Raw genomic sequence first — 14,545 nt, 5'->3', positions numbered from 1 at the left:
GAATCACCCCAGTGTTTTGGAGCGTGAGAGACCTTGGCCGGATCGGCTGACTTCGACCTGTACCGCCCGTCCGAGGAGCACGACATGCTCCGCGACGCCGTCCGCTCGCTGGCCGAGGCGAAGATCGCGCCGTACGCCGCCGCGGTGGACGAGGAGGCCCGCTTCCCGCAGGAGGCCCTCGACGCGCTCGTCGCGAACGACCTGCACGCCGTGCACGTACCCGAGTCGTACGGCGGCGCGGGCGCCGACGCGCTCGCCACGGTGATCGTGATCGAGGAGGTCGCCCGTGCCTGTGTGTCGTCCTCGCTCATCCCCGCGGTGAACAAGCTGGGCTCCCTGCCGGTGATCCTCTCCGGCTCCGAGGACCTGAAGAAGCGGTACCTGACCCCGCTCGCCAAGGGCGACGCCATGTTCTCCTACTGCCTCTCCGAGCCGGAGGCCGGCTCGGACGCGGCCGGCATGAGGACCAGGGCGGTCCGCGACGGCGACCACTGGGTCCTCGACGGCGTGAAGCGCTGGATCACCAACGCGGGCGTCTCCGAGTACTACACGGTCATGGCGGTGACGGACCCCGCCAAGCGCTCGAAGGGCATCTCCGCCTTCGTCGTCGAGAAGTCCGACCCGGGCGTGTCCTTCGGCGCCCCGGAGAAGAAGCTCGGCATCAAGGGCTCCCCGACCCGCGAGGTCTACTTCGACAACGTCCGCATCCCCGCCGACCGCATGATCGGCGAGGAGGGCACCGGCTTCGCCACGGCGATGAAGACCCTCGACCACACCCGCATCACCATCGCCGCCCAGGCCCTCGGCGTGGCCCAGGGTGCCTTCGACTACGCCAAGGGCTACGTCCAGGAGCGCAAGCAGTTCGGCAAGCCGATCGCCGACTTCCAGGGCATCCAGTTCATGCTCGCCGACATGGCCATGAAGATCGAGGCCGCCCGCCAGCTCACCTACGCCGCCGCGGCCAAGTCCGAGCGCGTCGCCGCCGGAGGTCGAGAAGGGGACCTGACCTTCCAGGGCGCCGCCGCCAAGTGCTTCGCCTCGGACGTGGCGATGGAGGTCACCACGGACGCCGTCCAGCTCCTCGGCGGCTACGGCTACACCCGCGACTACCCGGTCGAGCGCATGATGCGCGACGCCAAGATCACGCAGATCTACGAGGGCACCAACCAGGTCCAGCGGATCGTCATGGCGCGGAACCTGCCGTAGCCCGGCCGACGACCGCCCCGGCCGGTGACCGCCCCCGACCGGAGCGGACGACGACGGCTGCCGGCCGGCCCGGACACCCGGCACCCCGGCCCCGCGCCGGGGTGCTGTTGGCCGCGGGCCGACCGGGCGGCCGCCCCGGCGGCGGCCGCCCCGGCGGCGGCCGCCCCGGCACCGCCGTGGCGTCACCGTGGCGGGCAGGGGTCAGCGCTGGAGCCACTTCAGCAGTTCGTCGTGGCGCACCTGGTAGACGGTGCCGGCCGACCTCAGGAGACCGCGCTCCTGGCACCACCGGAGGAACGCGGCCAGCCGCCACGGCAGCTTGCCGTGGAGGGCCACGAGCAGGCCGAGGTACTGGCGGCTGGTGACCGCGACGAAGCCGGGCCCGGCGGCCACACCGCAGGCCAGGGCCGTGACGAGGGCGAGCGGCCAGGGCACGCGCAGCCACTCGACGAACAGCGTCCCGTAGATCGTCAGCGCCGCCACGACGGTGCCGGACACCACTCCGGCCATCGCGTCGTTGCGCAGCGGGGACAAGGGGGTGAGCACACCGGGCGGGTCGGGGTCGGGCTCTCCTCCGTTGCCGCGTCGGGCGGCGCGCAGTCCCGCGGCCACCCCCACCACGAGCCCGACCGCTCCGGCGCCGCACCCGGCGGTCAGGCCGACGAAATCGCCGAGCCGGCCGGCGAGGAACCCGGCCGCCACGGTCACCGCCAGCGCGGACGGGGCGCCGACCGCCACCAGGAAGCGACGGTCGATGTCCGCCCGTACCGACAGCGCCAGGCCGAAGCCGAAGACGACGGCGAACCCGGAGCCGGCGGCCAGCGCGAAGCCCTCGCCGAACAGGGACGTCAAGGGCAGCATGAGAACACCGCCCAGCGTGGCGCCCAGGGCGATGCGGCTCCAGCCGAGTCTGCTGCGCAGCCGCTGGAACAGGATGCGGCGGGGCTGGACGTACCGCGCACGCGCGTTCCAGGCGGACAGGAGCGGCGCGGGGGTCAGAAGGCCGAGCAGAACGGCGCCCGGCAGGGGCAGCGCGCGGTTGTGGTGGAGGCAGACCGCCAGGAGGAGCAGCGCCGGCAGCCAGCAGGCGAGGGTGATCGCCGCGGCGGCGTAGCGGGCGCTGCGCGGCCCGGCGATCGGCCACAGCGTGTGGACGGCCAGGTCCCGGGACGGTACGACGGCACCGCTGCCGGCGGCGGGCGCCGCACGTCCACCGCGCAGACCGGAGGCGAGCAGCCGGAGCCACCGGGTCACGGCCTGCGCGGGGTAGCGCGGACGCCGGTCGGCGGGATCCGGCGCGCACACCGACGGTATGAGTTCCTCGATGAGCACCGCGTGCAGATCCTCGTGCTCCCGGCCGCTCGCGGCCGTCACCCCGACGAACGAGCGGAGTGCGGCGGCCCCGGCTTCGGTCCGGGACGCGAGGGACGCGAGCGTGAGCATCCAGGGTGAGGACAGCACCTCCCTCGTGACCGTCCCGGGTGCGAAGAGATCGTCCTGGAGGCCGGCCAGCCGTGCGCGGTTCGTGCTCCGCTCCACGAGGTAGCGGCGTCCGCTGACGGGCGGGACGGCCTCGATCCGCACCGTCGCGCAGTCCAGCAGGCGCTGGTCGGCCCCGCTGAGCTCGGCGTACTCCTCCCCACGGCAGGTCAGCACCAGCGGCCCGGCGAATCGGTTGAGCTGGGCGAGCGCGGAGACGGCCCGGGGCCGTCCCGTCCCCGGCAGGTCCATCTCGTCGAGGCCGTCCAGGACCGGCATGACGTGTCCGTGCGCCAGCAGGTCCCGTGCCGTGCTCTGCGAACCGCCCAGGTAGTCGTGGGCCACGCGCTCGCTGAACCAGTCCGCGAACGCGATGCCGGTGTCCCACTCCGACAGGCCGACCGGCACGGGCACCGGACCGTCGTGGCGTCTGCGGGCCAGGACCCGGTGGACGAGCTCGTGGGCCAGGAGCGTCTTGCCGGAGCCGGGGCCGCCCGTGATGACCAGGCGCTGCGGTCGCAGACCGTCCAGGTAACGGGCGATGCCGTCGAAGTCTCCGCGCGGCCAGGCCCGGTCCGCGTCCCTGCCGCCCTGCGGAACGGTGACGAAGGTGACGTTGATGGCCTTTTTGTCGTTGCCCAGCAGTTGCCAGCGGCGCCGGATCACCTCGTCCCGGACAGCCGTGCCCAGACGGCGTACCGCGGCTTCCCGGCCGGCCCCGGGCGACTGCGGGCCGCGGAGCCAGCCGATGCCCCAGGCGGTCAGGACACCGGAGAGCGTCGAGCCGAGCGGCCAGGTGATGCCCGGCTCCGGCGGGGAGAGCGCGAAAAAGGCGAGGGTGGTCAGGGCTCCCGCCGCCGCGGTCAGCAGCAGCTTCCTCGTGCGGCGCGGCAGGGACGGCGGCGGCAGGGCGATCGGCGGGACGTCCGAGTCGTCCTCGCCGTCCGGCGGCGCCCCGCCGATGTCTTCGACGACGAAGGGGACACCATGGGTGCGCAAGCTCTGCTCGAACCCGGGCAGTTCGGCGAGGACGTCCACGGGTACGGCCTCCAGCACGCCGGACGCGAAGCCCATCGCCTTCGTCACGACCGCGACCAGGTGCGGTTCGCAGAACAGTCCCGTGCCCGAACCGCCCTGCCAGCCCGAGCGGTCCGGCACGATGCCCACGTCGACGTGCACGGTGGTCATCCGTGACTTCATGCCGTGCAGCGGATCCACGTGGCCGCGTATCGGCATGGTGTCCCGCGTGCGGCCCGGACGTGCGACCGCGTCGGGGAAGCCCAGTCCGAGACAGGGCACGCGGTCCTTGCCCACGATCCGCCCGAAGCGCACCGGAGGAGCCATCGGCGGTCGCCACTCCGGTCCGGTGATCCGCAGCAGCGCCGCGTCCGCGCCGGGCGACGCCCGCGTCGCTCCCGCCGGCCACACCAGTTCGGCGACCGTCCAGACGGTACCGCCCCCCGGATCCAACGGCCGGACCTCCACACCGCCGCGCGCGTGCGCCCCCTCCACCACGTGCAGTGCGGTGAGCACCACGTCGTCACCGATCAGGTACCCGCTGCCCGATGTGCCGAGGACGGGGTTCCAGACCTCCACGACCCTTGTCCGGTCCATCCCCCGTCCCGTCCGTCACCCGACGAGCTGTTCCCCGCAGCCCCTCCTGCCCGCTTCGGGTGGCACCGTAGCCGGTCCCGCTCACCCCGGGAGCCCTCTTCGCGAAACACCCGCCGACTCCGGTGCCGGCAGGGCGCGGACGCCACTCGGCCGTCCCGCCGCCCCGGGTGTGTCCCCGCGGCGGTGGCGGACCGCGGACGATCACGGGCCAGCGGAGGGCCCTGCGTAACTGTTTTCGGCCGACGCCACGCCTCGTAGGCGGCTGACCTGCGGGCGGGCGGCCTCCGGCGGTGCGCCGGGGGCCGTCCGCGCCGTCGTCCGATGGCGCTCGGCGACGGGGAGGCGTACGACGGAAGGACGGGCCGGGGGCCGCCCGGGCCCCGGCCCGCCTCTCTCCCCAGGAGGAGCCATGACCCAGCCCGGAACGACCCAGCCCGGAACCATGACCGCCATGAGTAAGGAGATGCAGGACTGCGTCGAGGCGTGCATGTCCTGCCACGGTGTGTGCGAGGAGACCATGAGCGCCTGTCTGCAGATGGGCGGCCAGGCCCAGCTGCAGATCATGCGCGCGCTGATGGACTGCTCCGAGACGACCCGTATGTGCGCCGACATGATGATGCGCCGCTCACCCATGGCGGCCGAGATGTGCGCGATGTGCGCCAAGGCGTGCGAGATGTGCGCCGAGGCGTGTATGGCCATGCCGGACGACGCCGGCATGGCGCGCTGCGCCGACGCCTGTCGCCGCTGTGCCGAGATGTGCCGCGCGATGGCGGGCGCCGCGATGTGACGCCGCCGGACGGCCGGTGAGGGCACCCCTCGGGGTGCCCTCGTCGTGCGTGCATGCGTGCATGCGGGCGGGCGCGGTCGGGCGGAGCCGCAGCCGCAGCCGGGGCCGGAGCCGGGGAGCCGGACGGCCGCCGGCTCTCAGGCGAACAGCGGCTCCAGCGCCCGCTCCAGGTCGGCCGGTCCGCGGAAGTGCACGGCGGTCATGCCCAGCGCCGCGGCCGCCTCGACGTTCTCCAGGGTGTCGTCCACGAACAGGCACCGCTCGGGCCGTACGCCCGCCCGCTCGGCGCCCAGCGCGAGGATGCGCGGGTCGGGCTTGGCGAGGCCGACGCGGGCGCTGCTGACGACGTGGTCGGCGAGTCCGGCCAGGCCGAGGGCGTCGAGGTCCTGCTCCAGGCCGAGCGTGGCGTTGGAGACGAGGACCACCGGCACCCGGGCCCGGGCCCGGTGCAGCAGGGTCACCACGGTCTCGTCGGCGTGGAAGGGCGACTCCAGCAGGGTGGTGCCGAGCGCCCAGGCCGTCTCCTCGTCCACCAGGCCGGCCAGGCCGCGGGCGATGGACTCCACCCACTCCTGCTCCGTGATCCGGCCCAGCAGCAGCGGCCCGTCGACCTCGGGGGCGAACGCCACCTTCTTCGTCGTGCCCTCCGCCAGCCCCGCGGAGCGTTCCAGCGCCTCCAGGTGACTGGAGTCGAAGTGCCGCACCACGTTGTCGATGTCACACAGGACCGCGGAGAACGGCGGTCTGCCTCCGGGGGCGTCAGTCACCCGACACCGTCACCTTCTCGTCGTTCTTCAGTTGCTCGACCAGCTGCTTCACCTTCGTCTCGTCCCAGACCAGGTTGCCGCCGGTGGAGCCGGAGATCGGCATGTTCATGGACTTGCCGTCGCCGCTGTTGACGCCCTTCATCGCGAAGAACATGGACGCCAGGTCGTACAGGCCCATGTCCTTGTCGACGATCAGGGAGTCGAGGCCCGCGCCCATGGTCGGGTAGAGCTTGAACGGGTTGAGGAGCGTGCCCGGCGTGGCCACCTGGTTGGCGAGGGCCGCGAGGAACTTCTGCTGGTTCTTCGTGCGGTCGAGGTCGGAGCCCGCGAGCGCGTACCGGGTGCGGACGAAGGCGAGGGCCTCCTCGCCGTTCAGGGTCTGCTTGCCCTTCTTGAAGTCCGCCCCGGACTTGGTGTCCTTGATGTCCTGCGGGATGTCGATCTCGACCCCGCCGACGGCGTCCACGATGTTCGCGAAGCCGGCGAAGCCGATCTCCACGTAGTGGTCGATGCGCAGGCCGGTGTTGAACTCGACGGTGCGCACGAGCAGTTCGGGCCCGTCCTCGGCGTAGGCCGCGTTCAGCTTCACGTGCCGGCCGGTGCCCTCGTAGGTCTTGCCGGACTCCGAGCCCACGAAGGTCGGGATCTCCACGTCCGAGTCGCGCGGCAGGGAGATGAGGGTGTCGCCGTTGGAGCCGGTGTGCAGGATCATCATCGAGTCCGTGCGCTTGCCGTCGGCGGAGCCGGTGTGCAGCTCCTTCTTCTCCTCCGCGGACATGCCCTCACGGCTGTCGGAGCCGACGATCAGGTAGTTGGTGCCCTCGCCCTCGTCGGGCCGGTCGATGACCTTCGACAGGTCGACCTCGCGCTGGAGCTTGCCGTCGGCCCAGAAGTAGGTGCCGACGGTCGTCACGACCAGCACGGTCGCGACGGTGATCGAGGTCACCTTGATACGGCGCCGCCAGTTCGGCGCCGGACGCGGGCCGCGGCCCCCGCCGAATCCGCCTCCACCTCCGCCGCCGGGTCCGCCCCCGCCGGGCGTGCCGTAGACCTGGCCCGTGTTGTAGCCGCTGTCGTACCCGGAGCCCCGGGCGTCGGTGAAGTCGCCGTGTCCCCGGCCGTCGACGTACGACGGCTGCTGGGGGATGCCGGGGCTCTGCGGCGGGGCGGGACGGCCGCGGCGGACCTGCCGCATGACGCGCGCGCCCTCGGGCCGTGCGCTGGCGCTGCCGCTTCCGTGCCGGGTGCCGCGGTTGTCGTCGGACGGTCCCTCGGGCCAATCGTTCATGCGCCCCAGTGTGCAGGGAACGGCTGTATGCCGTACAAGGGCCGTCGGAAAATCGGGGGCCCGCTGTTGCCAAGTCGACACAAAACCTCGGGTTCCTCCCCTCGGCATAAGGTGGAGGTCATGACAGACCAGGTCACCGCAGTGGACCCGGGCACCTCGGACATCCCGGGCAAGCCCGTCTCCGCGTCCCGCACCACCCTCAGCCACATCATGACCCACAACGACACCAACCTCCTGGGCACGGTGCACGGCGGTGTGATCATGAAGCTCGTCGACGACGCGGCGGGCGCCGTGGCCGGCCGGCACTCCGGCGGGCCCGCCGTCACCGCGTCCATGGACGAGATGGCGTTCCTGGAGCCGGTCCGCGTCGGTGACCTCGTCCATGTGAAGGCTCAGGTCAACTGGACCGGCCGGACCTCCATGGAGGTGGGCGTCCGGGTCCTGGCCGAGCGCTGGAACGAGTCGGCGCCGCCCACCCAGGTCGGTTCCGCCTATCTGGTCTTCGCCGCCGTCGACGCCGACGGCAAGCCGCGCCGGGTGCCCCCGGTCCTGCCGGAGACCGACCGGGACCGCCGTCGCCACCAGGAGGCCCAGATCCGCCGCACCCACCGCCTGGCCCGCCGCCGGGCGATCATGGAACTCCGGGAGCGGCGGGCGGCGGAGGGCTTCGAGGACTGAGCCCCCTGCGGTCCGGGGCGGGTCCGTCGTCCCCCGGTCGGGTCAGGAGCAGCCCACCTCGTCGCCCCGCACCACGCCGAACTCGCCCTGGCCCGGGTTCTCGGCGCGGACCCTGCGGACCTCCCGGAAGTCCGCGCCGGCGGTGACCCGCAGCGTCGGCCCCAGACCGGGGACCGCGCGCATCTCGCTGCCGGGCAGGGCCGCCGCGAGCGACCGGGCGGAGCGGTCCCAGCGGGGGTCGTAGGTGATGACCGTGCGGCGCGTGGCACGGTTCGCGGCGGTGGTCGGGCGGCCGGTGGTGCGGAAGCCGGTGGCCGCGAGACCCGCGTCCACCTCCTTGGCCAGCCCCACGGTGGTGGTCCCGTTCTCGACGTGGACGCGGATCTGCTGCGGGGCCACCTCGACGCGTACGGCCGTGCTGCGCGCCCGGGGCGCCGTCGCGAGCGGCTTGTCCTCGCGCACCGCCCGGAAGAGGCGCTCGGCCTTCACCGGGTCCCACTTCACGGTCGACCCGATGCCCTTCACGACGTATCCCATCTGGGCCACGGGGACGGTCGTGAACTCCGACGACGACGGGGAGAAGGTGCGCATGGCGCGGCCGAGGTCGAGGAGTTCGTCGGCGCCGAAGCCGCGGTCCGCCCGCACCGAGCCCAGCACGGCCCGCGCCACGTCACGGAACCTCAGCGGGTTGAGCAGGATGCCCGAGGAGGTCGCGTGGTCGACCAGGGCCGCCAGGAAGCGCTGCTGGCGCTTCATCCGCCCGAAGTCGGAGTCGGCGTCGATGTGCCGGGAGCGGACGTACTGGAGGGCCTGGCCGCCCTTGAGGGCGTGCGTGCCGGGCGGCAGGTCCAGGCCGGTGAACCGGTCCTTGAGCGGCCGGGCCGTGCAGATCCGCACCCCGCCGAGGACGTCCACCGTCCGCATGAAGCTGGTGAAGTCGACCTCCAGGTAGTGGTCGATCTTCACCCGGGTCATGTGCTCGACGGTCCGCACGGTCAGCTGCGGCCCGCCCTCCGCGTACGCCGCGTTGATCCTCAGGGGGTGCTGGTGCGTCCGGCCGGTGGCGCGGTCGGTGTGCGGGGGCGTCTGGGCGAAGGAGTCGCGCGGCAGGCTGATCACGCTCGCCCGCTCCCGGTCCTCCGAGATGTGCACGATCATCAGCGTGTCGGTGCAGTGGCAGGGCGCGCCGCCCAGGCGGAAGCGCCGGCGCTCCCGCTCGGTGATCCGGTCCCGTCCGTCGGTGCCGACCAGCAGCACGTTCATGCCGTGGCCGGCCCGCGGGCGGTTCTTCATGTCCTTGAAGGGGTCGACGCGGGCGATGTCCGCGTCGAGGCTGCTGACCACGGAGTGGCCGATGCCGGCGGAGGCCAGGATCACGACCGAGAGGGTCATCGTGGCCCGCATGGCCCAGCGGGGACGTTTCCTCCGCAGGGGGAGTGCGGGCGGGATCGGGAGTGCGGGCGGACGGCGCGCGGGCCGGGGGCCGGACGACCGGTGCGGGGTCGGGGACATGCGGGTCACCTCCGGGCGACGGCCGTACGAGGGGGAGCCGTGAGCACCGTAGGCCCATACGATCTGCGGTCCGGGGCAGCACACCCGGCGGGGCGCGAGCGTGTCCCCCGTTCGCGGTAACGTGAGCGTCCTATGAACGCCAAGTCCGACGTGCAGCTCCCCGCCGTGTCCGTCATCATGCCCGTCCTCGACGAGGAGCGGCATCTGCGCGGAGCCGTCCAAGCGATCCTCGCGCAGGAGTACGACGGCGAGATGGAGGTCGTGATCGCCCTCGGTCCGTCCACGGACCGCACGGACGAGATCGCGGCCGAGCTCGTCGCCGACGACCCGCGCGTGCACACCGTCCCCAACCCGACGGGACGCACGCCCGCCGCGCTCAACGCCGCGATCAAGGCCTCGCGCCATCCGGTCGTCGTCCGCGTCGACGGGCACGGGATGCTCTCCCCGAACTACATCGCCACCGCCGTACGGCTCCTGGAGGAGACCGGCGCGCAGAACGTCGGCGGCATCATGCACGCCGAGGGCGAGAACGACTGGGAGCACGCCGTCGCCGCCGCCATGACCTCGAAGATCGGCGTCGGCAACGCCGCCTTCCACACCGGTGGTCAGGCGGCTCCCGCCGAGACCGTCTACCTGGGTGTCTTCCGGCGCGAGGCGCTGGAGCAACAGGGCGGCTACAACGAGGAGTTCATCCGCGCCCAGGACTGGGAGCTGAACTTCCGCATCCGCGAGGCGGGCGGGCTGATCTGGTTCTCGCCCGAGCTGAAGGTGTCGTACCGGCCCCGGCCCAGCGTGAAGGCGCTCGCCAAGCAGTACAAGGACTACGGCCGCTGGCGGCATGTCGTCGCCCGCTACCACGAGGGCTCCATCAACCTGCGCTACCTCGCCCCGCCGACCGCCGTGTGCGCGATCGCGGCCGGGATCGTGGTGGGCGCGGCCGTCACCCCGCTCGGCTTCGTGATCCCCGGCGGCTACCTCGCGGCGATCGTCGCCGGGTCGGTGCCGGCCGGCAAGGGGCTGCCGCTGAAGGCGCGGCTCCAGATCCCCGTGGCCCTGGCCACCATGCACATGTCGTGGGGCTGGGGCTTCCTGACCAGCCCGAAGTCGCTGGCGAGGAAGGTCATCGCCTCCCGCCGCCCGGCGGTCCTCGACGTCGAGGCGCGCTGACGCGGCGGGGCGCTGACACGGCGGTGCGCTGAGGCCGTGGGGCGCTGAGGCCGCGGGGCGCGCGCTGAGACGGCGAGGCGCGCACCGCGGCTGTACGGCGTACCGCGACCGTGTGGCGTACTGAGGCCGTGCCGCGTAGCGAGGCCGTGGGGCGTACCGAGGCCGTGGGGCGTACCGAGGCCGTGGGGCGCCGTCGGACGGCGCCCCACCGGGACCCGGCTAGTAGGTGTAGTCCGGGTCCACGTGCATGCACTGGCTGGTGTCGGAGGCGTTCATCGACTCGGCCGACTCGGGCGTCGTGTCGTCCTGCTCCGGCACCTCGTACGCCGACCCCGACCGCCAGTCCGCGCCGACGTACAGGGTGATCCCGGTGACCTCGGTGGACTTCTCCACCTGGCCCGTCGGGATGCCGAGGGCCTTCGCGACCCGCTCGGCGTCCCCCTGGAGGTCGGCGCTCGGGTAGCGGATCACCGTCGTCTCCTCGGAGGTGGCCGCCGAGGGGTCCGCCACCGCCTGGGTGAAGCCCTTGCCGGCCAGCAGCTGCGCCACCGCGGCCGCCCGCCCGCTCGCGGCGCCGAGGGTGTCGGTGTAGGTGCCGTTGTGGACCTGTACGGCGATCTCGCCGTCCGCGGCGGCCGGGTCCGTGTCCGTCGGCGACGGGCTCGCGGACGCGGTCGCCTTCGCGGTGTCCTTGCCGTCCAGGGCGATGTCCTCGCGCACCAGCCGGAACAGCTGCGTGGCGTCCTCGGTGGGCTCCACCCGGCTGCCGACGTAGCGGTTGGGCATCGTCGTCATGGTGATGCGCTCGGTGGGCACCTTCTGGAGCTCGGTCGCCAGGTCGTACATCTTCTTGATGCTGTCCAGGCCGTCGTCGACGGTGATCGCCTCGGTGGCCGCCTCGGCGAGCTTGCGCAGCGCGTTGGGGTTGGACAGCCTCGCCTCGGAGCGCAGCTGACGGACCATCGAGTTCATGTACATGTGCTGCGCCTTGGCGCGGGCCAGGTCGCTGCCGTCCTCGAAGCCGTAGCGGGTGCGCAGCCACTGAAGGGCCTGCTCGCCCTTGATGGCGTGCGTGCCCTCCGCCAGCTTCAGCCCGGAGCCCTTGCCGGTGCTGGTGTGCGAGTAGACGTTGGCGTCCACGCACACCGGCACACCGCCGATCGCGTCCGCCATCGACACCACACCGGCGAAGTCGATCATCATGAAGTGGTCGATGTGGATGTCGGTGAGCTTCTCCCAGGTGGCCACCGTGCAGCCCGGGCCGCCGCGCCCGAGGGACTGGTTCGTCATCGTCCGCGTCGTCGCCGAGTACACCTCCCCGTCGTCGGGGTCGGTGCACTTGGGTATGTCCACCAGGGTGTCGCGCGGCATGCTCACCACCGACATGTTGCTGCGGTCCGCCGACACGTGCAGCAGCATCTGCACGTCGGCGAGCGGGGTGCCGCCGTAGGTCTCCTTGGCGCCGCCGAGCTTCTGGTTCTCCGCGGTGTCACGGGCGTCCGAGCCGATCAGCAGGATGTTCAGCGCCTTCTGACCGGCCGCGTTGGTCTTGGTCTCCGCCGCCCGGTCCTTGGCGTCGCCCAGGTTGAGGCTGTCGCTCTTGATGTTGGCGTTGAGGTGCTGGTAGTAGAGGTAACCGGCGCCCGCGCCGCCGAGTATGACCAGCGACAGCACCGTCGCCGACCAGCGCAGCACCCGCCGCCTGCGCCGGCCGCGTTCCGGGCCGCGGCCGGATCTGCGCCCGTCGTCGCTCCCGCCCGTGCCGCCGTCGCCCGCACCGGACCCGGTGCCGTCTCCGTGCTGTCCGTCGCCGCTGCTGTCACCGGCGCTGCCGCCGCCGTGCCCGTCCTCGATCGAGTCCCGGTCCACCGCCGTCGGGGACATCGCGTCCTCGACTTCGGGAACCTTCCCCCGCACACTGCTCCGCGCCACTTCCCCTGCCCTCCCCGCCGTGCGCCTGACACGGGCCCGTCCCGCGTCACGTCAGACGCTCGACGGGCCCGCAGGGTTACCTACTTGGCGATTACTTGGCGCACTCGACCTTGTCCGCCGTGGACTTCTGGACCGTGTCGGGCACCGTCGTCGAAGCCGTGAGCGAGACACCCGCGCCCTTGAAGTCCTTGCCCAGCGTCAGCGTCATCGTCGGCAGACCCTGGGAGTTGGTGACGCTCTCACCCGGCTTCAGCGCGGTCCCGGCCAGCCCCATGATGGCGGCGAGCTTGCGGGCCTGCGCCGCCTGGTCGGGCGCGTACTCGAGCGTCGTCTTGCTGAGGTCCTCGGGTGCGTTGCCCGCGTTCTCGGACTTCGTCACGCCCTCATCATTCTGCAGCCAGTTAAGAGTTTCCTGTGCGCTGCCGGCCGGGGCCCCGCCGTTCATCACGCGCACCCGCACCTCGGAGGCCTCGGACTGGGTGCCCTCGAGGCGGGCCGCCGCGGCCGCGGACGCCGCGTCCTTGGACGCCTTGGCCTTCTGCTTCACCTCGGTGAAGGAGATGTCCTCCCGGATCATCTGGAACACGGTGGGCGCGGTCGAGTCGTTGAGGACGACCGTGGACGCGACCGTCTCGGCCGGGTTGTCGACCACCGGGACGGTGGTGAAGGTCAGGTTCTTGACGTTGAGCTTGCCCAGCTCCAGACCCAGGTCCTTCAGCTTGCCGATGCTGTCGAGCTGGGAGTCGACGGTCAGCGCCTTGGTGCCCGCCTCCGCCAGCTTGATCATCTTGCTGGGGCTGGTGAGGGTGTCGTTCGACTTCAGCTTGCGCATCAGCGAGCTGAGGAACTGCTGCTGGAGCTCGATCCGGCTCAGGTCGCCGCCGAAGCCCACCGAGTGCCGGGTGCGCAGGAACGCCAGTGCCTGCTCGCCCTGGATGGTGTGCGTGCCCTTGGACAGCTTCAGGTGCGAGTCCTCGTCGTCGATGTCCTTGGCCAGGCACACCTCGACCCCGCCGACCGCGGTCGTCAGCGTCTTGACCGCGTTGAAGTCGGCGACCATGAAGTTGTCGGGGGTGATCCCGGTCAGCTCCGTCACCGTGCGCATGGTGCAGCTCGGCGTCCGGCCGCTCTGGCCGAGGCTGGTGTTGAAGCGGACGTTCTCGGTCCCCGCGATGACCTTCGTGCTGCCGTCCTCCTGCGTGGTCTCGCAGTCCGGGACGTCCACGATCAGGTCGCGCGGGATGCTCAGCGCGGTCGCGTTCGTGCGGTCCTTGGAGACGTGCAGCAGGATCGTGGTGTCGGCGTGGCCGACGCTGCCGGAGTCGCCGTAGCCCTCGTTGCCCGAGCCGGTGCGCTTGTCGGTTCCGATCAGCAGCAGGTTGATCGCCTTGTCCTTGCTGAAGCCACCGGTGCTCGCGCCGTCGTCGGAGACGGAGGTGATGTTGTCGTTGAGGTGCTGGAGGTAGAGGTAGGCCGCGGCGGCCGTGCCCACCAGGACGAAGGCCATGGTCCCGCCGGTCCACAGCAGGACCTTCCGGCCCTTCGACTTCTTCTTCGCCGGCCGGCGGCCGCGCCGTGCGGGCGCCTCCTCCGGGGTGCCGCGGCGCCGGCGCGGGCCGGGCACCTCCGGCGTCTGCGGGGTGTCCTGCTCCGGTGCCGGCGTCCGGCTGCGGACCGCTTCCGACCCGCCCTTGGCCTTTCCGGCGCGCCGGTCGGCCCTGCGGGGTCCGGGGACCGCCGACTGCGGTGCGGAAGGGGTCAGTCGCAGTTCGTATTCGCCGGTGTCCGGATTGAGCACCCACTGGTCTGCGGGGTCGATGTTGTCCGCCCGCCCACGGCCTTGCGCGTCCACGGTTGTCCGAATCCTCCGTCGGGGCCACGCGGCGCCTCTTCCCCTCAGGAGGCGCTCGGGTCGTCTCGGTCACTCAGTCAATCGGTCACTCAGTGCACGACCCCAGGACGGACCTATCGGCCGGGTGCACCGGATCGCTCACACTATCCGCCCAGTTCAGCGTCGAACGACGGCGGTGACAAATTCCACGTCCCTACAACCGGGCAATCCGTCCTATTTCCTTGAACTCGCCTTCGCCGGGACACTTGCGCTTGGGAAGCGCT

At 72.1% G+C, this 14,545-nt stretch carries 10 protein-coding genes; 4 read left to right on the top strand and 6 right to left on the bottom strand.

Annotated features, from left to right (window positions below; all coding sequences use genetic code 11):
• The first annotated feature begins 33 nt into the window (after nt 1-33).
• Nucleotides 34-1,206 (top strand): acyl-CoA dehydrogenase, encoded by a 1,173-nt coding sequence (locus ACFYWQ_RS34575; protein WP_389522110.1) that lies wholly within the window; start codon nt 34-36, stop codon nt 1,204-1,206.
• A 201-nt stretch (nt 1,207-1,407) separates the two neighbouring features.
• Here ACFYWQ_RS34575 and ACFYWQ_RS34570 read toward each other — a convergent pair whose 3' ends face one another.
• The gene (locus ACFYWQ_RS34570; RefSeq protein WP_389522108.1) at nt 1,408-4,299 is read right to left on the bottom strand and encodes a hypothetical protein; all 2,892 of its coding nucleotides are present in this window, start codon (nt 4,297-4,299) and stop codon (nt 1,408-1,410) included.
• Between the two features lie 409 nt (nt 4,300-4,708).
• On the opposite strand from ACFYWQ_RS34570, the gene ACFYWQ_RS34565 reads away from it, so the two are divergent.
• Nucleotides 4,709-5,086 carry a four-helix bundle copper-binding protein gene (locus ACFYWQ_RS34565; protein ID WP_389522107.1) on the top strand — a complete coding sequence of 126 codons (378 nt, stop codon included), beginning with the start codon at nt 4,709-4,711 and terminating at the stop codon, nt 5,084-5,086.
• Between the two features lie 137 nt (nt 5,087-5,223).
• On the opposite strand, the gene ACFYWQ_RS34560 is transcribed toward ACFYWQ_RS34565, so the two are convergent.
• Both ACFYWQ_RS34560 and ACFYWQ_RS34555 read right to left on the bottom strand, forming a co-directional pair.
• Nucleotides 5,224-5,853 carry an HAD family hydrolase gene (locus ACFYWQ_RS34560; protein ID WP_389522105.1) on the bottom strand — a complete coding sequence of 210 codons (630 nt, stop codon included), beginning with the start codon at nt 5,851-5,853 and terminating at the stop codon, nt 5,224-5,226.
• On the bottom strand, nt 5,846-7,141 hold the full coding sequence (locus tag ACFYWQ_RS34555; RefSeq protein ID WP_389522103.1) for an LCP family protein: 1,296 nt from the start codon (nt 7,139-7,141) through the stop codon (nt 5,846-5,848). Before ACFYWQ_RS34555 ends, ACFYWQ_RS34560 begins: the two co-directional genes overlap by 8 nt.
• A gap of 120 nt (nt 7,142-7,261) precedes the next feature.
• Between ACFYWQ_RS34555 and ACFYWQ_RS34550 the strand changes: the two genes are divergently transcribed.
• Complete coding sequence (locus ACFYWQ_RS34550) at nt 7,262-7,819, top strand: acyl-CoA thioesterase (RefSeq protein WP_389522101.1); 558 nt, start codon at nt 7,262-7,264, stop codon at nt 7,817-7,819.
• A gap of 42 nt (nt 7,820-7,861) precedes the next feature.
• Here ACFYWQ_RS34550 and ACFYWQ_RS34545 read toward each other — a convergent pair whose 3' ends face one another.
• Entirely contained in the window at nt 7,862-9,331 is a 1,470-nt protein-coding gene (locus ACFYWQ_RS34545) for an LCP family protein (protein ID WP_389522099.1), read from the bottom strand.
• Nucleotides 9,332-9,463: 132 nt separating this feature from the next.
• Between ACFYWQ_RS34545 and ACFYWQ_RS34540 the strand changes: the two genes are divergently transcribed.
• On the top strand, nt 9,464-10,498 hold the full coding sequence (locus ACFYWQ_RS34540; protein WP_389522097.1) for a glycosyltransferase family 2 protein: 1,035 nt from the start codon (nt 9,464-9,466) through the stop codon (nt 10,496-10,498).
• Nucleotides 10,499-10,717: 219 nt separating this feature from the next.
• Here ACFYWQ_RS34540 and ACFYWQ_RS34535 read toward each other — a convergent pair whose 3' ends face one another.
• Together ACFYWQ_RS34535 and ACFYWQ_RS34530 are read right to left on the bottom strand one after the other, a co-directional pair.
• A complete protein-coding gene (locus ACFYWQ_RS34535; RefSeq protein WP_389522095.1) occupies nt 10,718-12,430 on the bottom strand; it encodes an LCP family protein in 1,713 nt (570 codons plus the stop codon).
• Between the two features lie 91 nt (nt 12,431-12,521).
• Complete coding sequence (locus ACFYWQ_RS34530; RefSeq protein WP_389522092.1) at nt 12,522-14,282, bottom strand: LCP family protein; 1,761 nt, start codon at nt 14,280-14,282, stop codon at nt 12,522-12,524.
• Between the last annotated feature and the right edge of the window lie 263 nt (nt 14,283-14,545).

The organism is Streptomyces sp. NPDC003247 (assembly GCF_042888135.1).
Lineage (GTDB): Bacteria > Actinomycetota > Actinomycetes > Streptomycetales > Streptomycetaceae > Streptomyces.
Note: the sequence above shows the minus strand (reverse complement) of the source record. Positions and strands in the feature narration are given on the sequence as shown.

Bases quoted from the DNA above. Each gene is read 5' to 3' on its own strand.
- ACFYWQ_RS34570 (WP_389522108.1), bottom strand. From the start codon at position 4,299: ATGGACCGGACAAGGGTCGTGGAGGTCTGGAACCCCGTCCTCGGCACA.
- ACFYWQ_RS34565 (WP_389522107.1), top strand. From the start codon at position 4,709: ATGACCCAGCCCGGAACGACCCAGCCCGGAACCATGACCGCCATGAGT.
- ACFYWQ_RS34555 (WP_389522103.1), bottom strand. From the start codon at position 7,141: ATGAACGATTGGCCCGAGGGACCGTCCGACGACAACCGCGGCACCCGG.
- ACFYWQ_RS34550 (WP_389522101.1), top strand. From the start codon at position 7,262: ATGACAGACCAGGTCACCGCAGTGGACCCGGGCACCTCGGACATCCCG.
- ACFYWQ_RS34545 (WP_389522099.1), bottom strand. From the start codon at position 9,331: ATGTCCCCGACCCCGCACCGGTCGTCCGGCCCCCGGCCCGCGCGCCGT.
- ACFYWQ_RS34540 (WP_389522097.1), top strand. From the start codon at position 9,464: ATGAACGCCAAGTCCGACGTGCAGCTCCCCGCCGTGTCCGTCATCATG.